The organism is Ohessyouella blattaphilus, from assembly GCF_024721265.1.
Taxonomy (GTDB): domain Bacteria; phylum Bacillota; class Clostridia; order Lachnospirales; family Lachnospiraceae; genus Aequitasia; species Aequitasia blattaphilus_A.
Genome location: NZ_JAMXOC010000005.1, coordinates 76,538 through 96,238, shown reverse-complemented (window position 1 = coordinate 96,238; position 19,701 = coordinate 76,538). Strand labels below are relative to the sequence as shown.

At 57.5% G+C, this 19,701-nt stretch carries 18 protein-coding genes; 4 read left to right on the top strand and 14 right to left on the bottom strand.

Annotated elements, in window-relative coordinates; translation table 11 throughout:
* Nucleotides 1–26: 26 nt before the first annotated feature.
* The gene (locus NHH16_RS05505) at nucleotides 27–446 is read left to right on the top strand and encodes a YjdF family protein (protein ID WP_262068583.1); all 420 of its coding nucleotides are present in this window, start codon (nucleotides 27–29) and stop codon (nucleotides 444–446) included.
* A 152-nt stretch (nucleotides 447–598) separates the two neighbouring features.
* Here NHH16_RS05505 and NHH16_RS05500 read toward each other — a convergent pair whose 3' ends face one another.
* Both NHH16_RS05500 and NHH16_RS05495 read right to left on the bottom strand, forming a co-directional pair.
* Complete coding sequence (locus NHH16_RS05500) at nucleotides 599–907, bottom strand: cysteine-rich VLP protein (protein ID WP_416389387.1); 309 nt, start codon at nucleotides 905–907, stop codon at nucleotides 599–601.
* A 65-nt stretch (nucleotides 908–972) separates the two neighbouring features.
* On the bottom strand, nucleotides 973–3,066 hold the full coding sequence (locus NHH16_RS05495; RefSeq protein WP_262068581.1) for a DNA topoisomerase 3: 2,094 nt from the start codon (nucleotides 3,064–3,066) through the stop codon (nucleotides 973–975).
* Nucleotides 3,067–3,152: 86 nt separating this feature from the next.
* Here NHH16_RS05495 and NHH16_RS05490 point away from each other — a divergent pair, with 86 nt between their 5' ends.
* The gene (locus tag NHH16_RS05490; RefSeq protein ID WP_262068580.1) at nucleotides 3,153–3,500 is read left to right on the top strand and encodes a hypothetical protein; all 348 of its coding nucleotides are present in this window, start codon (nucleotides 3,153–3,155) and stop codon (nucleotides 3,498–3,500) included.
* Between the two features lie 43 nt (nucleotides 3,501–3,543).
* On the opposite strand, the gene NHH16_RS05485 is transcribed toward NHH16_RS05490, so the two are convergent.
* The 12 genes from NHH16_RS05485 to NHH16_RS05430 form a co-directional block, all read right to left on the bottom strand.
* Complete coding sequence (locus NHH16_RS05485) at nucleotides 3,544–4,026, bottom strand: hypothetical protein (protein ID WP_262068579.1); 483 nt, start codon at nucleotides 4,024–4,026, stop codon at nucleotides 3,544–3,546.
* Nucleotides 4,027–4,094: 68 nt separating this feature from the next.
* Nucleotides 4,095–8,417, bottom strand: coding sequence for an MSCRAMM family protein (locus tag NHH16_RS05480; protein ID WP_262068578.1), 4,323 nt, complete (start codon nucleotides 8,415–8,417; stop codon nucleotides 4,095–4,097).
* The gene (locus tag NHH16_RS05475; protein WP_262068577.1) at nucleotides 8,414–9,025 is read right to left on the bottom strand and encodes a sortase; all 612 of its coding nucleotides are present in this window, start codon (nucleotides 9,023–9,025) and stop codon (nucleotides 8,414–8,416) included. Before NHH16_RS05475 ends, NHH16_RS05480 begins: the two co-directional genes overlap by 4 nt.
* Before the next feature lie 3 nt (nucleotides 9,026–9,028).
* A complete protein-coding gene (locus NHH16_RS05470) occupies nucleotides 9,029–10,153 on the bottom strand; it encodes a DUF4366 domain-containing protein (RefSeq protein WP_262068576.1) in 1,125 nt (374 codons plus the stop codon).
* On the bottom strand, nucleotides 10,143–10,445 hold the full coding sequence (locus tag NHH16_RS05465) for a DUF4315 family protein (RefSeq protein WP_262068575.1): 303 nt from the start codon (nucleotides 10,443–10,445) through the stop codon (nucleotides 10,143–10,145). Before NHH16_RS05465 ends, NHH16_RS05470 begins: the two co-directional genes overlap by 11 nt.
* Before the next feature lie 14 nt (nucleotides 10,446–10,459).
* The gene (locus NHH16_RS05460) at nucleotides 10,460–13,276 is read right to left on the bottom strand and encodes a CD1108 family mobile element protein (RefSeq protein WP_262068574.1); all 2,817 of its coding nucleotides are present in this window, start codon (nucleotides 13,274–13,276) and stop codon (nucleotides 10,460–10,462) included.
* A 32-nt stretch (nucleotides 13,277–13,308) separates the two neighbouring features.
* Nucleotides 13,309–15,672, bottom strand: coding sequence for a VirB4-like conjugal transfer ATPase, CD1110 family (locus NHH16_RS05455; protein ID WP_435158180.1), 2,364 nt, complete (start codon nucleotides 15,670–15,672; stop codon nucleotides 13,309–13,311).
* A 58-nt stretch (nucleotides 15,673–15,730) separates the two neighbouring features.
* Nucleotides 15,731–16,141 carry a PrgI family protein gene (locus tag NHH16_RS05450; RefSeq protein ID WP_262068573.1) on the bottom strand — a complete coding sequence of 137 codons (411 nt, stop codon included), beginning with the start codon at nucleotides 16,139–16,141 and terminating at the stop codon, nucleotides 15,731–15,733.
* A gap of 13 nt (nucleotides 16,142–16,154) precedes the next feature.
* Complete coding sequence (locus tag NHH16_RS05445) at nucleotides 16,155–16,595, bottom strand: XF1762 family protein (protein WP_330643464.1); 441 nt, start codon at nucleotides 16,593–16,595, stop codon at nucleotides 16,155–16,157.
* A complete protein-coding gene (locus NHH16_RS05440) occupies nucleotides 16,592–17,887 on the bottom strand; it encodes a SpoVG family protein (protein ID WP_262068572.1) in 1,296 nt (431 codons plus the stop codon). Before NHH16_RS05440 ends, NHH16_RS05445 begins: the two co-directional genes overlap by 4 nt.
* Before the next feature lie 21 nt (nucleotides 17,888–17,908).
* Entirely contained in the window at nucleotides 17,909–18,778 is an 870-nt protein-coding gene (locus tag NHH16_RS05435; protein WP_262068571.1) for a VirB6/TrbL-like conjugal transfer protein, CD1112 family, read from the bottom strand.
* Nucleotides 18,779–18,793: 15 nt separating this feature from the next.
* A complete protein-coding gene (locus NHH16_RS05430) occupies nucleotides 18,794–19,009 on the bottom strand; it encodes a Maff2 family protein (RefSeq protein ID WP_262068570.1) in 216 nt (71 codons plus the stop codon).
* 39 nt (nucleotides 19,010–19,048) lie between these two features.
* Here NHH16_RS05430 and NHH16_RS05425 point away from each other — a divergent pair, with 39 nt between their 5' ends.
* Nucleotides 19,049–19,351 carry a hypothetical protein gene (locus NHH16_RS05425; protein WP_262068569.1) on the top strand — a complete coding sequence of 101 codons (303 nt, stop codon included), beginning with the start codon at nucleotides 19,049–19,051 and terminating at the stop codon, nucleotides 19,349–19,351.
* The gene (locus NHH16_RS05420; protein ID WP_262068568.1) at nucleotides 19,348–19,686 is read left to right on the top strand and encodes a hypothetical protein; all 339 of its coding nucleotides are present in this window, start codon (nucleotides 19,348–19,350) and stop codon (nucleotides 19,684–19,686) included. The genes NHH16_RS05425 and NHH16_RS05420 overlap by 4 nt, the downstream gene beginning before the upstream one ends.
* Nucleotides 19,687–19,701 lie beyond the last annotated feature (15 nt).

Below are 19,701 nucleotides of genomic sequence, written 5' to 3'. Positions count from 1 at the left end.
GCTGTGAAAACCAAGGAGGCTTTGTTATGCAGAAAACCGAAAGCAAACTAACTGTATTTTTTGATGATCCGTTTTGGGTTGGTGTCTATGAGCGGATTTCGGATGGGAAACTGGAAGTCTGCAAAATTACATTCGGCGCGGAACCCAAAGACTATGAGGTGTATGCCTTTCTTTTGGAAAACTGGAGCAAACTGCGCTTTAGCACACCGATTAAAGCAGACAGCAAACAGGATACAAAAATCAATCCAAAACGTATGCAGCGCGCAATAAAGAAACAGCTTGAATCAAATGGCATTGGTACAAAAGCTCAACAAGCAATTAAACTATCCCAGATGGAAGGTAAAGAGGCACGAAAGAAAAAATCGCGTTTAGAGCGTGAGCAGGAAAAAGAACGGCAATTTATCATAAAGCAAGAAAAGAAAAAAATGAAGCATAAAGGTCATTGATACCTGATAGGTCTTTTACACAGTTGACCAACTAATGTGTCACGAACTTACCCTCAAAAACAGGGGCACATGAAGGTTTATGCCTCCATCCCCAAAAGCAGCGCCTGAAAGCCTTATGAGCAGTGGCTTTCCGGCGCTAACTTCGTGACAGGTCAGGAGCGTTTTTGCCGCCGTTTCCGCTGCCGCTTCCGGCTGTCCTCCCGCTGGCCTTTCACCCGGCAGGCATCCGAGCAATATGCCTGGCTGGTGGTCGGTTGGTACGTCGCGCCGCAGACCGGGCAACTCTTTTCTGCGCCGGAGAACCCGGAATCCGTCAAGGTCGCTTCCAGCGCCGGATTCAGCGGCAGGACCGCCTCCCGGAAATACTTGCACAGGGAGCCGGTCCAGCATTTGTCTATCATGTAACAGCGGCCATAATCCAGCGGAAGACAACCATATTGCCGGTCATAGTTGGCGCACATCCCGACAACCAACTTCTTTATCTCCCGCTTTTCCTCCCGCGTCAGCTCACGGGGCGGTGAATCGCTCACTTTTTATCCCCCTTTCCAAAATCCAGCTTGTAGTTCACATATTTGCCGGTGTCGTCCAGCACCACCACGGCATCGTAGGTCTTGCCGGTCTTCTGGCTGAACAGACCGGATATGGAAACGCGCCCATCAGCGATGAGCGCGGCAGCGGTTTTCTTGTCCAGCTTCTTTTTCTTCATGGAGAAAAACTTCGCGTCCTTCCACATGGCGAAACCGCAGGCCCGATCCTCGCAGAAGAAGCCCTTTTTGCCCTCGTGTACGGACAATCCGCACCGGGGGCATTTCCCGATTGCGTCGCCTGCAGGCGTCCGGGGAAAGAGGGAGGCATATTCCGGGTTCGGCTCCGCGTGCTCCCGAACCAACCCGGAGGTCATAGCGGCGATTCCCTCCATGAAGCTATCCGCCGAAAGGCCGCCTCGTTCCACCTCTTTCAGCTTGTGTTCCCACTCCGCCGTGAGCAGAGGCGATTTTACTGTATCCGGCAGGACGGCAATCAGGTTGATGCCCTTGGGCAGCAGAATAAGCTGCTTGCCCTTGCGCTCCGCAAAGCCGGATTTTATGAGCTTTTCGATAATGGACGCTCGTGTCGCTGGGGTGCCCAGCCCCTTGCGCTCAGCGTCATCGGGCATATCCTCGGCGCCGGCCGATTCCATTGCGGAAAGCAGAGTGTCTTCCGTGAATCTTTTCGGAGGCGAGGTGAAGCCCTCCCGGACAGAAGCCTTCACAGAGGAAAAGACCTGTCCCTCGGTCACATCGGGCAAGGAGGGCTCTTTTTCCGTATCGTCGGTGACTTTCTCTTTCAGTGCTGAGCGGAAGGCGTTCTCAAACAGCTTCCAGCCCTTTTGCAGCGTGGCCTTGCCTTTTGCGGTGAAGCTGTAACCGCCGCAATCGACGGCTACAACGGTTTCGGCAAAGGTGTACTTCAAGCCAACGGCGCAGACAAGCCGGACAGCAACCAGATAGAGGATGTTCCGCTCCCCATCCGGGAGGGAGGACAAATCCGCTTTGGGCATGGAAGCGGTGGGGATAACGGCATGGTGGTCGCTCACCTTGGAATTGTCGATAACCTGCCCTGCGTTCATGTTCGGCCGGACGCTGCTCATGAAGGGCATTGCCGCCGCGACCGCGTTCACCAGTGCCGGAAGATCCGCCGCCATGTCCTCGGTGAGAAACCGGCTGTCCGTCCGGGGATAGGTGCAGAGCTTCTTTTCATAGAGCGCCTGCGTGTAATCGAGCGTTTGCTGAGCGGTGTAGCCGAACAGCTTGTTTGCATCGCGCTGCAAAGAGGTCAAATCAAAGAGCTTGGGCGGCGGCGTGCTTTTTTCCTGCTTCTCCACACTGGCGGCAACGGCGTCTTTGCCATCGCAGGCGACGCGGATGCTCTCGGCCTCCGCTTTGTCCTTCATTTTATCGCCAGAGGCAGTAAACTCGCCCAGGTGCAGCTCCGGCACATAGAAGGGCTCCTTCACGAAGGCGGCGATCTCCGCCTCCCGGCCGGTGAGCAGCGCCAGTGTTGGGGATTGCACCCTGCCAACGGAAAGCGTCGTGTTATACAGCACCGTAAATAGGCGGGTTGCGTTGAGCCCCACCAGCCAATCCGCTTGTGAGCGGCAGAGGGCGGCGCGATACAGGTTTTCGTACTCCACGCCGTCTTTCAGATTGTGGAAGCCCTCGGCGATGGCTGATTCCTCCATCGAGGAAATCCAAAGGCGTTTGATGGGCTTTGTACATTTGCAGAAATTGTACACCAGCCGGAAGATAAGCTCTCCCTCTCGGCCGGCGTCACAGGCATTGATGACCGCCTCCACATCCGGGCGCTTCATCAGTGCCGCCAGTATATCAAGCTGCTTTTTCTTGTCTGGTGAGGCAGCGTACCGCCACTGTTCCGGGATGATGGGCAGGTCGGCACACCGCCACTTCGCGTACTTTTCATCGTAGGCGGCGGGCTGGGCCAGCTCTACCAAGTGCCCGAAGCACCAGGACACGATGTAGCCGCCGCCAATTAAAAAACCGTCCTTCCGCTCTTTCGAGCCGAGGACGGCGGCGATGGCCTGTGCAACGGATGGTTTCTCCGCTATCACTAATTCTGGCATGAAATCCTCCTTTATCGTTGTTTTGGGGTGCAAGAGAGTGTTATACTATTCAAGTAAAGATATACAGTGCAAATTGAGGTGTAAAAATGTTTCATGAAATCTGCATCTATGAAGCAAAGATAGAAAAACAAGATGAAATAGAACAGCTTATGCGGGAAGTAGCTGCTTTTTATAAAGAGCAGGACGGTGTAATTGATGTTGTCTATGTAAAAAGAACACACCGCCAAAAAGACTTTAACGCAGTGAAAAATGGGGAGCCTCCCATTGCACTTACTCGATATGTGGGCAAAGTCACCTATATCTTGCATTGGACATTGCAGGACAAAGAGACACATGCGCGGGTGTCGAAACTGGGTATCGAGCAATTCTATAAGCGGTGGACTCGCTGCCTTACCACTATGCCGAAAATCATGCTGGGTGAAGAAGTAAGCTAACTGATTATCAAGAAATGGTTGAGCTTAAAACTTAATCTGTACATCACGCGCAGGGCATCGTCCGCCACTCCCGCCACATGCACACGCCGGGCTCGTCCTCGAAGGGCAGAAGATGAAAACGGCACTCGGCATATACGGTGCGCTTGTCGTCAATGTCCACGCCGTAGGCTTTGAAGAAATAGTAATCCAAATCCCGCATGATGCAGCGCAGCCGGGCAAGGGCTTCCCGCTGCCTCTCGGTGAGGGCGTCGTAGGCGATGTTATGCCGCAGCGCCGCCAGCGCCTTGTAAAGCTGGACTTCCGTGCGATAAGGGCGGCGGCGCATCCGGTCCATGCAGCGGAAAAAGGTGTGGGTGTCCGATTCAATCACAAATTCATCCGGCATGGCGTAATGGATGCTGTCGAGGTTGGCCGTGTTCCACAGGTAGCAGAGCTCCTTTGCCTCCGTTTCGGACAGCTTGCAGAAGCGAAGCAAAGAGCGGTACAGGTGAGCGTAGCCGGGGATGGAAAATCTCTTGATGTACATATTCATGCCTCCATCGTAAAAGTAGTGCAGGCGCGGGACCTCCCGCGCCTGCTTTTGTCAGTCAGCCGTTATGCCAGTTCCCGCTTGCCTTTTTTCTTCATGCGATAAAGCGTAACCCCGCACAGCGCGGAAACGCTCCACGAAAGGGCGGCCAGCAGGTAATTCATGTAGGGCGGTGCCTCGCCGGTTTTCGGGATGGAGATAGCGCCCGGCGAGCTGTACCACAGCGTCACCACCAGCTTGCCGTCGATGAGCACGAAGGAAGCCGGGTAATCGGTGCGCAGAAGGGTATACCCCTCGATGGGCATATTCTCGTACCCGTTGGCCCGCATCCACTTGATATAATCCGAACCCACCTTGTCGGTGTAGGTCTTCATGGGCGCCAGCTCCCGGCTGTCGTCCACATGCCGGAAATACACGTCCACCGAGCCCTGCAAGGGATGGTTGACGACCTTCACCTCGGCGGTCTTGCCGTTCTCAATGGTGAAGCTGTGCCGCTGGGTATCCAGTGCGAAGGAGGCCGGGGCGGTCTTCTCCACGAGGTAATACTTGCCCACAGGCAGCTCATAGGTGGCGGTTCCGTCCGCCTTAGAGGTAATTTCCGCGATGGCCGTCCCATCCTGCCGGTAGAGGGTGAACACGCCACCAGCAAGGGGCTTGCCGGCATCGTCCACCTTGACGAGCTTCACGTCGCCGCGCCCCTGCGTGTTGGTGACTTCAATGCGCACAGTGGCGTTTACCTTCACCCGGAAGGGAATCATATCCGGTTCTGCCACGAAAGACGAGGGTGCACGAAGCTCTTTCAGATAGTAATCCCCCGCGGGGAGCTCGGCGGTGGCCTCGCCCTTGTTGTTGGTGGTGATCTCCATCACCTTTTGATTGTTGCTACTTTGGTACACGCCGAAAACTGCGTCCGGGAGCAGCCGCCCGGTGCCCGCCGCTTTCTTGATGATGAGCAAGCTGCCGGTGTCCTCGCCGGAGGGCAGGCGCTTGTTGGTGACGGTGATTTCCTTGGTCTTGTCCTTCTGGATGGAAAACTCGATGGTGCTATTCAAAAGCTGGAATCCGGGGATGGTGGACAGCTCTTTGAGATAGTAGTCCCCTGCGGGAAGCTGGTAGCTGGCTTCGCCGTAGCGGTCGGTCTTTACCTCGGCCACCTTCGTATCGTCCGACTTGCGGTAAATGCCGAAGACAACGCCCTCCATGCGGTCATCCGTACCATCAGCGCGCTTGATGATGGCGAGGGTACCGCCGTTTTCCGGGATGGGCTCGTTTTCCACGATGATTTCCCGCGTGGCCCCGCTGATGACACTAAAGGTCATCTTGCCCTCGATGGGCTGGAAACCTGTAGGCGCGGTGAGCTCTTTTAGGTAATAGTCATTTGCTGGGAGTTCTATTGAAGCCTTGCCGTCCTTGTCGGTAGTGAGCTCGCCTACCTTGGCATCATCCGAGGTGCGGTAGACGCCGAACACCGCGCCGGCAAGACGTTCGCCGGTGCCCGTGGCGTTTTTGATGATTTCCAGCGTGCCCGGCTCCGGGGCGTCCTCGTCCGGGGTATTCTCCACGGTGATTTCGATGGTTTCGCCGTCCGATATAGCGGCGGGGATTTTCTCCGTGCCCAGCGTGAACCCGGTGGGCGGCACCAGCTCCAACAGGTAGTAGCCGTTCTCGGTTTCGGGCAGGGCGGCGCTGGTGGCCGTACCCTCGCTGCCGGTGATGAGCTCGCCCATCTTTTCATCATCGGAAACCCGGAAGATACCGAACACCGCGCCGGGCAGCGGGGTTTCATCCGCCTCGCTGATTTTCATGAGCCGGATTCTGCCGCCGTCCGGGGCAGGCTCCTTCTGGTTCTGGATGGGAAGCTCCAAGGTCTGGCCCTCGGCATCCAGCGTGAAATTGACGCGCCCTTCCAGCAGACGGTAGCCCGCCACGGTGGATTTTTCAATCAGGTAATAACGGCCAAGGGGAAGCTCCTGCGTGACAGTGCCATCCTCGCCGGTGGTGATTTCCGCCACCATCTCGCCGGTAGCGGTACGGTAGACCTCAAACACCACGCCGGGCAGCATTTCGTCCTCGCCCGACTTTATGATTTTCACGCTGCCGAAGCCCTTTGCGTTGCGGACGGTGATTTCCACATTCTCGCCCTGCTGGGTGATGGAGAAGGGAATCATGTCCTCCGGCAGCACAAACCCTTCTGGGGCAGCCAGTTCTTTGAGGAAGTAGTCCGATTTGGGCAGGCCGTCGTATGTGCCCGTGCCATCTGCGCCGATGGTGAACTCGGCAATCTTCTGGCCCCGGCCATTGTAGATGCCGAACACCGCGCCGGCCATCGGGGAGGAATCGCCATCCAACGAAGACGCTGCCATTTCCAACTGCGGCGCATCCGCATCCTCCTTGTACACGGTGACGCTTCCGAGAATCAGCGGATTGGAGAATGGAATCTCCACGATGACATCCTGCTCCAAGATGGAAAAAGGAACAGGCGTGTCGATAAGCTCGTGGCCCTCCACGGTGGCGAGCTCCCGGAGCTCATAATCATCGCCATAGTAAAGGGTTCCGCTGGTGACGGTTCCGTCCTCGCCGGTGGTAAGCTCCGCCAGCTTTTGGCCGCCCTTGTAGACGCCGAACACCACGCCGGGAAGCGAGTTGCCCTCGCCGTCGTCCTTGATGATTTTGACACCGCCGGATATGCGGGGATTGGTGACCGTCACCGGCACAACAACATTGTTAGTGGTGATGTCGAAGGGGTGCTGGGTATTCGGGTCGGAGAGATAGCCATCCACACCTTCCAGCTCCATCAGGTAATAGCCGTTGCCTTCGTTCAGAATCCCGCTGGTGGCGGTGCCGTCGCTGCCGGTTTCGATTTCTTCCAGCAGGTTCCCCATATGGCAGTACACGCCGAAGCGCACACCGGAGATGGGGTTGCCCGCGTCGTCCTGCTTGATGACCTTCACCTTGCCGAAGATACGGATTTTCGGGTTGATGACGGTCTGCTCCACCGTGCCGCCGCTGCCGTCAATGGTAAAGGCAATCTGGCCCTCGTGCATGGTGTAGCCGGTTTTGCCGGATAACTCCACAAGGTAGTAATCATCCGGGGCAAGGGTAAACTCCGCCGTGCCGTCCGCCCCGGTGACGAGCTCGGCCATCTTTTTGCCGTCCCATGAGCGGTAGACGCCGAACACCACGCCGGAAAGCGGGTTGTCGCTGTCATCGGTTTTGATGACCTTGATTTTTCCGGGGTCGCCCTCCCGCTGGTTTACCACGCTGATAGTTTCATAATCTCCATCGTAGGAGAGACTGAAATATTGGTGCTGGCTGTCCAGCACATAGGGCGAGGGAACACTTTTCTCCACCGCGTAGTAGTCGCCCAGCGGCAGGTCGGAGGTGTAGGCGTAACCGCTGGAGTTGGTGGTGATGTCCTCCACCCAGCTATCATTAGCGGCTTCAAAGATGGAGAACACCGCGCCGGAAATGCTGCGGCCATCGCTGCCGGTCTTGGCAATCCGGGCGCTGCCCTTGGCGTAGTAGTTTGTGATATATACCTCGTGGACGGTGCCGTCTTCACCGATAAACACATCGGTATAGCCGCCGCCCGCCAGATATTCCGGGTAGGAATACTCATAGAGCTCGTACCAGCCGTAGGGCAAGAGGGTGGAAACCGCCTCGCCGCTGCCGTCTGTTTCGATGGTGTCCACCAGCTCCCACGGGCTGGAACGGTAAACATAGAAGCCGATGCCGGAAAGGGGCTGGCCGTCCTCGTCCTGCTTTATCACCTTGATATAGCCGGTGATGGGGTCGTATACGGCGCTCACATCCACGCGGGAGGGAGCGCACACGTCGGTCAGGATGATGTCCTTGCGTTCCTCATTGGGCAAAAACCCTTCGGGCGTGGAGTATTCCAGCAAATAGTAATCTGTGCCCACAGGAACATCGGAGGAAGTGACCACGCCGTAGCGGTCGGTGGTGAGCAGTTCCACAAACTGGTCGTTGTCGGCCCGGTACAGGCCGTACACCGCGCCCTCAATGGGGTTGCCCTCCCGGTCGGTAATGGTGAGACGAATTTTCGTGTAAAACTCGTTTTCCTCGCCCTCCCAGCCGGAGGCCAGCGGCATGATAGAAACATACCCGCCGTCCTCGGTGGCCTCGAAGGTGGGGTCGAAGGGCAATTCACCACCATTGGTTTCTTCCCCTTCGGCGGGCAAGTAAAAACCGCCGTCCTCATTCGGTTCGGCGGTTTCGGTGGGTAATTGGGTTTCACTGGCGGCGTCCGTGGATTCCGGGATAGGCTCGCCGCCCACGACATCGCTGCCCGCGGCAAAGGCCGTGATGGGCGCAAACAGGCTCACAATCATGCAGACCGTGAGCAGCATGGAGAGTATCTTCTGCTTCATTGGCTATCTCCTTCCGAAATGAGATCCGCCCGAACCAGCAGGCGGTGTGTCGCCGTGCGGATGGGCGTGCAGGTCAAAAGGGTAATGATGGATTTGTCGGCGGGCTGCTCGAAGGCGGCCTGATCGCCGGGGATGATTTCGAGGATTTCATACACCCGAAAGCGCATGGCCCCGCCGTCCTTGGGCTGGTAGCCGATTTCATCGCCCACCTCGATTTCCCCCAGACGGTTGAAGTGGGAGCCGTAATCATAATTGCGGTGTCCAGCGATAACGGCCTCGCCGGAATCTGTTGTGGGCTCCGTCTCGTCGCTCTCTGTCCAAAAGATAGGTTCGGGCTCGGAGGCCGGTTCCTCACTTGCTACCGGCTGGGGCGCAGGGTCGTAGTAATCCACCACAATACCGGCAACCGGCTTTTCCAGCGGAATCACGCCGTCGCCGGTTTCGATGCTGCTAAGAAGCTGGTCCTGTGTTTCCTGCAGGCGGCCCTTTTCCAGCATGGGGGAAACATAGAGCCAAACGCCAATCGCCGCCGCCACAAGGAGGGCGACGGCGAGTGCGGCGGTCTTTTTCTTGCTTTTGGGCTGTTTTCGTACAGGCTGCTTTTTCATGGGCTATTCCTCGTCTTCCGGCTGGGGCTCTGCCTCGTCGCCGGGGTCAAAATCGGCGTCAGCATCGGGATAACCGTAATCCGGTTCGCCCTCGTAAACATCGTATTCGTCGGAATATTCCTCCGGGTCGTCCTCATACTCCATATCCTCGTCGTCCTCGTCATACTCGCCGTAATCGTCCTCGGAATCGGAAGCCTGCTGCTTGGGCTTCAAAATCTTGAAGTAATAGCCCGCGCCGCCCGCAGCCAGGGCCGCAATCACAATGAAGATGATGGTGCCGGTACTCATGCCGGAAGCGGGCTCCGCCTCCGGTTCCGGCTCGGATGTGGGCTCCGGCTCGCTGGTGGAGGGCGCCGGTTCCGTGGGCGTAGGCTCCGGGGTGGGAATGGCGCTTTGGGTCGTGCCGCCGCCCTCGGCAAGCTGGGCAAGGTCGTATTCGGTGACGGCGTTCAGCAGATAAACATTTTCGTTGTCCCGCTGCCGGTCAATCACCAAGAAGAATATATTGCCCTCCGGGGTGGTGATGGTGAAAAACTCCTTGCCGTCGCCATCGGTGGCGTTGTCCAGAACCTCCGCCTGCCCATCCGGGGTGAACGGGTTAGCCCCGGAGGATTCCGGCACAGCGGAGGATGTGCTTTCCGGCTCGGACGAGCTGGAAGGCTCCGGTGTGGAGCTGGGCGCGCTGGACGAAGAAGCCGGGCGGCTCGTCTGGCTGGAAGATGAAGGCGCGGGCGTCGGGTTTGGTGCAGGGGTAGTGCCCTGCGGGGTGGAGGAAGGCGCCGGGGCTGTCGGCGCCTTGTAGAAGGGATTCTTTATCTCCACCACCTTTGACTTGTTCCCCGCAAAGTCGATGGCGTAGACGCTGATATTTTCGTTGTTGTCGTGGTATTCCTTGGCGTTCACCTGCACCACGCCGTCCACAAAATAGTTGTAGCGGCGGCTGTCCATGTACACGGCCTCCACGCCGGAATCATCGTCGCTGGCCTCGATGTGCAGGGTGTCGCCATTCAGCCAGGCGTCAATGGTCGGCGGCGTTGTGTCACTGGCGGCAAAGGCCGTGACCGGGAAAAGGAAAACGCCCATGCAGAGCATGAGCGCGAATATCCCGGCAAACAGTTTATCCCTCATAGTCGGTTTCCTCCGTTTCATCGGCGGGCTCCGCTACATCCTCCACCTCGGCGGTGTCGTCGTCAAACTGCGGGGCCATCGGCTTCATGGCCTCCTGCTTCTGGCTCTCGCGCATGGCGCGAAGCATGACGGCGATTTCCTCCGGCGTGGCGTCAATGGCCCGCACAAGCTCGATGATCTCCGTGTTCTCGGTTTCGGTGCGCAGGCGTTCCAAATCCCGGAGCTTAGCCTGCAACTCACCGATTTTGGTCTTGGTCTTCTCGATGTCACTGATAATCTTACTGGTCTTCATGCAAAAACCTCCCGCTAATTGATTCTGGCAAAGCTATAAAAGTGGCTCTGCCAGTAGGATGAATTGATGGACGTATACTGGATGGGGTCCCCGCAATGAATCATCTGACCGCCGCCGACATATATCCCGACATGGCTGCACGCATTGGGGGTGGAATAGGTCCCGGTGAAGAAAATGAGGTCACCGGGCTGGGCGTTCTCCGGGGATACCGGGGTGCTCATGTTGAAAAGCCCCTGCGCGTTGGTGCGGCTCATGGGCTTTACGCCGGATTTATCCAGCACCCAGGACACATAACCGCTGCAATCGAAGTTGGCTGGGCCCGAAGCGCCGAACACATACCGCTTGCCCAGGTGCAGCTCCGCTTCGGCGATGAGGGCGGCATAGCTGCCGTCGCCCAAGGGTGTGCCGGGATAGTCGGGGTATGAAACACCGCCGGGACTACCGGGCGGGATGCGCCCGCTGCCGTCGTCGCCGGTTTCAGAAAAGAAGATGGGGTTCAGGTATTGGCCGTTCTTGATGACTTCCAGATGGAGGTGCGCCCCGGTGCTGTCGCCTGTGCTGCCCACCTTGGCGATGACATCCCCCTGCTTGACCTCCTGCCCTGCCGACACAAGAAGCTGGGAGCAGTGGGCGTACTTGGATACAAGCCCCTTTTCCCCCTCGATCACCACATACAGCCCGTAGCTGGAATGGTTGGTGGCGGTCGTCACCACACCGTCATGCCCGGCGAGGATTTCGGTGCCAAGCGGCACGGCGATGTCGATTGCCTTGTGATAATCCTTGGCCCCGGTGATGGGATGCACACGCCAGCCGTAGTAATCGCTGACATATGGAAGCCAGTTGAAGGCGAAGGGATTCACGAGGTACTGGCGGTTTCCCTTGGTCTGCATGTAGACCTCGAACATCTCTGCCTGCTCCGCATCCATCATGGAAGAAACCACATCCGAGAAGGAACGGGCCGCCAGCGCGACATTCAGCACATGCCACTCGTATTCTTCTTCTTCCTCGTAGGTTTCCTCGCCCAAGTAATCCCCGGTCACAGGGTCGTACACCGACCGGGTTTTCTCCACCATGCGGGTACGAATCTCCACCTCTGGCGTAAAGGTGAGCTGGTACTGCTGCCCGAAAATCTGCCGCAGGTCGCTTTCCACATCGGCATACTGGAAATCCTGATGCACAGCGGTTAAGTAGGCCATGAGCTCGAAAGGGTCGTGGCTGATGTTGCCCACGTTGAACCTGTACTCGTCGTAGCCGGGGTAATCCGCCTCGGCGTTCATGGCCTCCATGTAGAGGTCGGTTTCCCACTCGGTATATGACAGCTCGGCGTTGTCGATGTCGGCGTCCTCCGCCACATACGAGGAAGCGACTACGCCACTCATGACGCCGGAGGCCATATTGGAGCAGGAGGAAAAAGCCGACATGATGAAAAACAGGAGCATCAGGATTAAGGCGACGATGCCCGCCACTACCGGGTGCCGCTTGACGAAGCCGCCCACGGCTTTGAGGGCGTTACAGATGGCCGAGCCGGTCTTCTTGGCCGCCTTGCCTGCCTTTTTCGCGTCTCTGGCAGCCTTGGCGTAGGCCCGCTGTATCTTACGCTTCTGCATCATGCGGGAAAGAACATTGCTTTTGAGCTGCGGATTCTCCGCCAAGGCCTTGCGGTAGGAAAACTTCACATTGGCCTTGACCGCCTGCTTTTCCAGCTTCTCCACCGTGCGGTAGGGCGCGTCCTTAGCGAAGCGGTAGGCTTTACCCGCAGCACGCCGGCCCATACGAAGGGCGCCCTCGCCGGCCATTTCCGCCCGGTGCCCAGCCTTGACGCCCACATTCTCGTCCTCGGCCTGATAGATTTTTTGGTGTAGCTTCAAGTGGGCCGTCCGGCCTGCCGCGCCAATGCCTCCTTTCACGGCGGCGGCCGGTTTGCGGACGATGGCGGGCGGCTTGAACACCTGCTCACCGCGGGCAAGGGGACGTTTCTCAAATTCCAGCTTGGCCTTCGTCTTGCCCTTCTGCTCGTCATAGACGCGCCGAATCTTGATTTCCCGCTTAGTGGGCAGCTTTTCCCGCGCAGCGTCCAGTTTGGCGCTTGCCGCCTCCGCCTTGTAACGAGCCCGGGCCAGCTTCTTATCCGGGGCGGGCTCCGCGCCGGGGGGCAGCTCGTCCTTGCTGAACTGCAACCGGGAGGGCTTCGCCCCGGACGAAGGGGCAGATGGCTCCGCTGTTTTGCTGGGAGCAGGCTCCGACCGCGGGGAATCCGCTGGCGCCTGCTCCTGCGCGAACCGCTGGCTGTACTTGGTGCCGCGCTGCTTGGGGGAAGCGGGTTCTGTGTCAGGGGAAAGATTGTCCGAGGTGCGTCTGATTTCCGGCGCAGCATCCGGTCGGGCTGTTTCCTGCGCAAACCGCTGCCCATATTTCGTGCCGCGCTGCTTGGGGGAAGACACAGACGAATCCGCGCCCTCCGGGATAGAAGAAACCGGCCCGCGTGAAAAATCTCCGCTTGGCCGGCTCTCTTGTGCTGGTTGTTCATTATGTAAAGTAGGGCCTGTATCCGGCTCCGGTTCCTGATGGTCCCCGGTTTCATATGGGGAGGGTGCTGCTGTTCCCGCGTCCGGCTCCGGGTGGTGCCGCCCCCGGTGGGAGCGGCCGCCGTCATCAGCGGGTGGCCGGGAGCCGAAGGACGAACCGCTTTCCGGCTGGCTCCTGCCAAGCTGAAAATCCTGCCCGCGCTGGGAGATGCGGGATTCCTCGCCGGTGCTTTGGTTGATTTCTACGAGGCCATCCTTCGTCATCTTTTGAACCTTCTTGTCGCGGGACTTAAATTCCCTGCTCAAATACAATCACCCCCTTGTCGAAGATAGCTTGCTCATGCGCCTGCCCCCGCCATTTCCTCCGGCCGTGTCGTGAGAAGGGTATACAGCTCGGTATCCTTGGGGAAGCGGTCCACGAAAGGAATGATAACATTGCTGTAAATCAGCAGCCCTTCGCCTGCCGCCGAGTGGGTGACGTAGGAAAGCTGGTGGGGTGAGATGCCCAGGGCCTTTGCGAGAATGGAGCGGTCGCCGGGGGCTTGGTTCAGTAGATAGATAAAATCCGAGTTTTCAAAAATGCTCTCAATCTCCCTCGAAGCCAGCAGGTCCTTGACGTTCTGCGTGAGCCCGCTGGGTATTCCGCCCCACTTTCGGAAGCGTTTCCAGATTTCCACCGTGTAGGCCGCCGTCTGCTCGTCCTTCAAAAGAAGGTGGATTTCGTCGATGTAAAACCAAGTCGTCCGGTGGGTCGCCCGGTTGAGGGTGACGCGGTTCCATACTTGGTCTTGGAGTATGAGCATGGCAATTTTTTTGAGGTTTTTGCCCAGCTCCTTGATGTCGTAGCAGACGAGGCGGTTGTTGAGGTTGACATTGGTGCGGTGGTTGAACACATTCAGGCTGCCGGATACGTAGATTTCGAGGGCGGTCGCCAACCGCTGCGCCTCCGGCTCGGTCTGCGCGCGGAGCAGGTTGTACAGGTCTTCCAGAATGGGCATCCGCTCCGGCACCGGGTCGGTGAGAAATTCCCGGTACACCAGCCGCACGCAGCGGTCGATGATGGTCTTCTCCACCGGCTGCAAGCCGTCCTTGCTGCCCACAATGAGCTCGCACAGCGACAAAATGAAGTCGCTCTTTAAGGTCAGCGGGTCCTCGTCATCTGAATAATCCAAGTTGATGTCCATCGGATTGATGAAGTGCGGCGACGTGGGCGACAGCTTCACCACCTGCCCGCCAAGCCGCTCCACCAGCGGAAAATACTCGGCCTCCGGGTCTGCGATAATGATGTCGTCCTCCGTGATGAGGAAGACATTCACAATTTCACGCTTGGCCGAGAAGGACTTGCCGGAGCCCGGCGTACCAAGGAAAAGCCCGTTCGGATTTTTGCAACGCTTTCTATCGGCCATGATAAGATTGTTTGATAAAGCGTTGATGCCGTAATAAAGCGCCTGCCCGCCCATGAACAATTCGCAGGTGGTGAAGGGCACGAAGATGGCGGTGCTGCTGGTGGTAAGCCCGCGTTCAATCTCGATGCCATTGTAGCCGATGGGCAGCGAGGACATGAAGCCCTGCTCCTGCTGAAACTCTAATCTTTTCAGCGCGCAGTTGTATTTTTGCGCCACGCCTGAGGCGGCGAACACATTGCTTTCCAGCTTCCGTTTTGTGTTGGCGGTGTTGGTGATGAGCAGCGTTACAAGGAACATTCGCTCGTTGCGGCTCTGCAAATCGGTGAGAAGATTCTGCGCCTCCTTGCCGTAAGTTACCAAATCAGGCGGCAAAACGTCCATATCATATCCTGACCTTACCGCCTTTTTTTGTTCCTCAATTCGCATACGGTCGAGGTCGGTGAGCTTGCGCTTAACCGACTTGATGGCCTCCGCCTGGTCGATGCTGCGGATATGGAGGTTCACCATGACGGCGCTGTCCAAATCGAGGAAATCCGCCAGCATACGGTCGGTGAGCTCCGGGGCGATAATCTGGACGAAGGACACCGCCCCGATGGTGGTTCCCATGCGGAAGGTGCCCTTCTCCCGGAAATCAAAGGAGGCCGGGGCGATGAAATCCTTGGTGCTGTTGCCGGTGCGGATGATGTCCTTCCAGTCGAAGCGCAGTTTTTCCCGCCCGCCCGGATGCAGCGCGCCGTGAAGCACCTCCAGCCGCTCATGCCCGGTGAGCCCGCGGGCCTGTACGCCAAGCACCTTGAAGTTGTTGATGACATCCGCCTCGATGCGTTCCAGCCGCATTTTCGCCTCCCGCAGATTGGGCGCCTCAATGCCAAAGGTGATATACTTGGTCTTCACAAGGCCGTTGTTCCCCTTGGAGAGCTGGTTTTTCAGCATCCCGGCGTACTCCCGGCGAATGGAATTGAAGTCGTCCTGCTGGTCGGGGATGTCGATGGACGCTTGGAAATCCTGCATGTTGCCCTTCTGGTTGAGGAAGGAAAGCTGCACGCTGATGGTGGAATCAAAAAAATTGAGGAAATCGCAGTAGGATTCAAATATCTGCATCTTGTCCTCATTCTGGGCGAGCTGGTAATTCACATCGTTAAAGGTGACGCATTTTGTGTAGAAGCGGTCCTTTACCCGGCAGATGCCGTCCCGGTACATCTCCTTGTAGGGGATGGTCTGCTGGGCACTCTGCGGCTTATCCTTCCGGCCGAAAAGCCGCTCCGTCAGGGAATCAAAAACGCCGCCCTTTTTCACAGGCGGCGCGGCTTTGGCAAGATTCTTTTGTTTGCCCGGCAGGGCGCGAAGGTCGGATTTATCGCTTTTTGCCTGCCGGATATTGGCGGCCAGCTTTTTTTGCTGGCGGGCCTGCTGTTGGTTTTTCACTTTCAATCGCGTTTCCCTCCTGTTCGAGATAGCGGTATAGGTTGTCGGTTTTGTACGGCCGGGTGGGTGGGAATAGCCACTTGGCGCGGATGATGTTGCGCAGCAGCTTTTCGGCCGGCTGGGAATCCCGCTCGTACATGGCGAAAAAGAAGAAGGGCAGCATCAGCCCGATCATCAGGAACACCGCCGCCGTATTGCCGATGGCACCCTTGGTGAGCAGGTAGGTCGGCACGCCGATGGCGGCGGCAACGGAAAAGCAAATGAGCTGCCGCTTGGTGAGATTGAAGGCCACCTTCGTTTTCACCTTGGATAAATCTTTCGGCACAGGGACAAAGGGCATGGGAAATCACCTCCTATTCGCGTTCATATCGGTACTTCATCTGCGCCGGATACAGGTCTTCGAGCGGCTTGCGCGCTCCGGTCCACCGCTTGCCGCCCGCAAGGCCGGCGCAGCGGAAGCCCGCCGCTCGGACGCTGGCGCCGTTTTCCGTATCCAGCACATAGGTAATCAGCTTCTTGTAGCCCATCGCCTTTGCTGCCCGCCAAGCGGCGGCGTAGAGAAAGCTGCAAGCGTTTTTCGTGCCGTCCGTACACAGGCGGTTGACCTCTAAGGTGCTGCCGTTATCCAGATGGCGGCTCACCGGGCGGCCCACAATGGCGACGCCGGACAGCTTTCCGTCCGAATTGCAGCCGATGGAAAACTTATGCCCCACAACCGGCTTGTGGTGGCGGTGGTGCAGGCGCACATACTCATTGGCCTGCGCCAGCGACACGGGAACCAGTTCCAGCATCATTCAATGCCGGGGTCGGCCTTGGCCTTGGAGCCCTTGGCGGCCTTCGGCTCCTTGGGCGCTTTCGCCGCCTCTTTTTTGGCGTCATTCAGCTTTTCCGCAGCGGAAGGACGCTGCGCCGTCTGCTCCTTGCCCAGCAGGGCCTCGTTGTAGGCGTCCATAATGACCTGATTCATCTGGACGCGCCCCTCCTTGGTGGTGGGGAAGCAAATATCCTTGAAATTGCCCTCCTTGTCCTTGGCGCTGGGCATCGCCACAAACGGCCCCTTCTCGCTGTTCATGATGCGAATATTATTGATGGCGAAGCCGCCGCCGATGGTGAGGCTCGCCATGCCGAGGGTATTGCCCTTGGGCTCGCTAAAGGGATAGGCCCGCGCGGTGAAATCCAGCGCGGCGGCTTTTTCTGTATTGCTCATGTCATATTCTCCTTCCAATGCGTTGATTGCGGTTTGCTCCTGCTCATACAGCAGGTCTTTGATGGCCGTGTCGGTGATATTGAAATCCAAAGCCTCCATCATGCCGGCACATTCCTCCGGCAGATGGTCTTCGATGTCGGCCCGGAGCTCATCCGGCGAACCGATGAAGCCCCAGCAGCTATCCACTTCCGCGCCGTGTTCATAAAGCTGGAAGCCGTAGCACTCGCCGCGAAGGTAGGCGTCGTAATAGGAAACTTCACCGTTCAGCAGTGCCTCGGCCTTTTCAATGTGTTCCGGGGTCAGGGCTTCGCCGCCGTACTCCGCGAGGATGGTATCCTTGGCGGCGTAAATCCACCCCACCTGCCCGGAATCCCATTCGGCGTGATGGGCGCGGCCGATGAAAGAGCCGGTGGACATGGACAGGCCGGAGTGATCGTACAGGTAAAGCGGCAGGATGACGCAATGCTCCTTTGCCAACGCCAGCAGGTCCTTATCGCTCATGCTCTCTATCAGGGAGTAGGCGACCTCGGCCTCGTTGCCCTGCACGGCGTCGAAGCTGTCGGCGGCCACCCAGCTATCTTCACCGCCGTATATAATGAGGACTTCCCATGTGTCGTCCTCAATGTTTGGCTGGAGCCTCACGGATTTGGCTTTGTCGGCCAGCACATGCGCGAGAATGTCGTCATCGGATACGGTGCTGTCCACAAGGTCGAGCAGAAAGTCGTTCGGCTCTCCGTACTCATGGGCATCGCCCAGGTTGTACCGGGAATGGAAGCAGACCATCGTGCCGAAGTTATCCATGTCCTCGCGGGGATTCTGAATATCGTCATCCTCGCGCAGCACAAGGGTATACGGTTCTTTTACCGCAACAGCGGGCATATCGGTGTCCTCCAATCGTTTTTAGTGGCTCCCGAACAGGCTTTTCGCCATTGAGCCGGTCTTAAAGAGGGTAAAGCAGAGCAGCGCCGTATACCCCGCGCAGCCCCATATCGCCATGTGAACGCTGTCCGCCGTGGCGATGCCCTGTATCAGCACGGCGTAAATAGCAACGCACACCATAATGAGAAAGCCTTGGAAGCCGAGAGCGAACAGGGCTTTGAGGTAGTTCTGGCCCATCGTGCCCCATTCCCGGTTCGCCATCGTGGACAGCGGGATCGGCGCGACGCTCATGGTTAAGTAGATTTCAATCATGCGTCCATATATAATGAGGAAGATGCAGATTGACATGGCCGTGATGCACAGGGATACGATGGAGGTCTGCATCCATAGCCCAATCAGCGCCCACACGTCCATCGCTTCAAGCTGGGCTTGCAGGGTATCAAGGGCAATGGCGTTGTTCATGTCCAGCGAGCCGGATATGAGCCCGGCGCTGCCGTTCACCACATGCTGCGCCACATCGAAGATGCCTATCACAATGTCGAAGGTGTGGGTCAGGATGTAGGTGGCGCAGAAGGTTTTGAATATCCATTTGAAGAATATCCAGGTATCGAAGTCGTGCATGTTGTTCTTGTCGATAATCATCTGGATTAGCTCGTAGCACAAGATGAAGGTCAGAATCATACCGGCGATTGGAATGATGACGGTTTCTGAAAGCGCCCGAATCATGGAGAAGACGCCGGGGTTCCATGCCCCCGGCGTCGTGCCCACCTGCACAGCGACATCGCCCACCTGTTGATTGATGGAATCAAACATGCCGGTGAAACTCCCCATGATGGCGTCTATCAAGCCCTGCCGAATCCATTCGCCAATCTTTTCAAGCAGGCTGTCCATTGGCTACCTCCGATCTTATCCGAATAGATTTGCGAGCAGGGGGACGAGGTTAAGGCCCAGCAGAACCACGCCTCCGCCCGCCATAAGCTGCTTGATTCCCTGCGATTTTGCGCCCGGATTGTCATTTCCATATCCTTCCAGAAGGTTGATGACGCCCCACACCGCAAGGCCCGCGCCCAGCGCGACAACGAGGATAGAGAGGGTATTGATAGCTTCGCCGAAAAATTCCATATAGTTGTTCCTCCTTTGATTTGGGTGGATGGTGAGTGAATGTATGTAAAAAGCGCCGGGTATGTCCCGGTGCGCTTGGACGAGAAAACGCCCGATAGAATCGGGCGTGAAAACAAAAAAAGCCCGCCGTTCAGCAAGGGGGTGGCGCTGCTGAACGGCGGGCTGTATATTTTGTTGTGGGGAGCGTCATGTTCCGGGAGGCGCGCGGGCTTTCATGGGCAAAACCTCCTTCTTTTCGTTGTTTTGGGGTGGTGGATGATGTATAATTGTTTTGAGCCGAAAACATGCGGCGGCAGGCAAAGGATGATGCCGCACATAAAACCAAAGGACGTGCTTTTATGAACACATCCGCCTTAATGAACTCCCTGAGCGGCAAGTCGGAATCCGAAGCAGCGGAAATGACGATCCAGCTACTCCGCGCAATGCCGCCCGAACGCTATTTTGAACACATGGCAAACATGGAAGCCCTATGGAAGCAACACGGCGAGGAGCGCGAACGCGAGGAAATCGTCTGCCGCCTGCTGGCAAGCGGTATGCCCGCCGCCGAAATCGCCGTGGTTCTCTGCAAAAGGGTTGACGAAATCGAAATCATTGAGCAGAACAACGCCGCAACCACAATACCCGAATATGTGAAAAAGCTGAAAGAACGGCGTCGGCGCAGGGAAAAGCAGAAATGAAGCATTTGCCGGGAG

Excerpts from the sequence above, each read along its gene's own strand:
- NHH16_RS05450 (WP_262068573.1), bottom strand. The coding sequence starts at position 16,141 with ATGCCCTTTGTCCCTGTGCCGAAAGATTTATCCAAGGTGAAAACGAAG.
- NHH16_RS05445 (WP_330643464.1), bottom strand. The coding sequence starts at position 16,595 with ATGATGCTGGAACTGGTTCCCGTGTCGCTGGCGCAGGCCAATGAGTAT.
- NHH16_RS05490 (WP_262068580.1), top strand. The coding sequence starts at position 3,153 with ATGTTTCATGAAATCTGCATCTATGAAGCAAAGATAGAAAAACAAGAT.
- NHH16_RS05480 (WP_262068578.1), bottom strand. The coding sequence starts at position 8,417 with ATGAAGCAGAAGATACTCTCCATGCTGCTCACGGTCTGCATGATTGTG.
- NHH16_RS05430 (WP_262068570.1), bottom strand. The coding sequence starts at position 19,009 with ATGGAATTTTTCGGCGAAGCTATCAATACCCTCTCTATCCTCGTTGTC.
- NHH16_RS05470 (WP_262068576.1), bottom strand. The coding sequence starts at position 10,153 with ATGAGGGATAAACTGTTTGCCGGGATATTCGCGCTCATGCTCTGCATG.
- NHH16_RS05465 (WP_262068575.1), bottom strand. The coding sequence starts at position 10,445 with ATGAAGACCAGTAAGATTATCAGTGACATCGAGAAGACCAAGACCAAA.
- NHH16_RS05495 (WP_262068581.1), bottom strand. The coding sequence starts at position 3,066 with ATGCCAGAATTAGTGATAGCGGAGAAACCATCCGTTGCACAGGCCATC.
- NHH16_RS05440 (WP_262068572.1), bottom strand. The coding sequence starts at position 17,887 with ATGCCCGCTGTTGCGGTAAAAGAACCGTATACCCTTGTGCTGCGCGAG.
- NHH16_RS05485 (WP_262068579.1), bottom strand. The coding sequence starts at position 4,026 with ATGTACATCAAGAGATTTTCCATCCCCGGCTACGCTCACCTGTACCGC.
- NHH16_RS05505 (WP_262068583.1), top strand. The coding sequence starts at position 27 with ATGCAGAAAACCGAAAGCAAACTAACTGTATTTTTTGATGATCCGTTT.
- NHH16_RS05475 (WP_262068577.1), bottom strand. The coding sequence starts at position 9,025 with ATGAAAAAGCAGCCTGTACGAAAACAGCCCAAAAGCAAGAAAAAGACC.
- NHH16_RS05435 (WP_262068571.1), bottom strand. The coding sequence starts at position 18,778 with ATGGACAGCCTGCTTGAAAAGATTGGCGAATGGATTCGGCAGGGCTTG.
- NHH16_RS05420 (WP_262068568.1), top strand. The coding sequence starts at position 19,348 with ATGAACACATCCGCCTTAATGAACTCCCTGAGCGGCAAGTCGGAATCC.
- NHH16_RS05425 (WP_262068569.1), top strand. The coding sequence starts at position 19,049 with ATGTATGTAAAAAGCGCCGGGTATGTCCCGGTGCGCTTGGACGAGAAA.
- NHH16_RS05500 (WP_416389387.1), bottom strand. The coding sequence starts at position 907 with ATGTGCGCCAACTATGACCGGCAATATGGTTGTCTTCCGCTGGATTAT.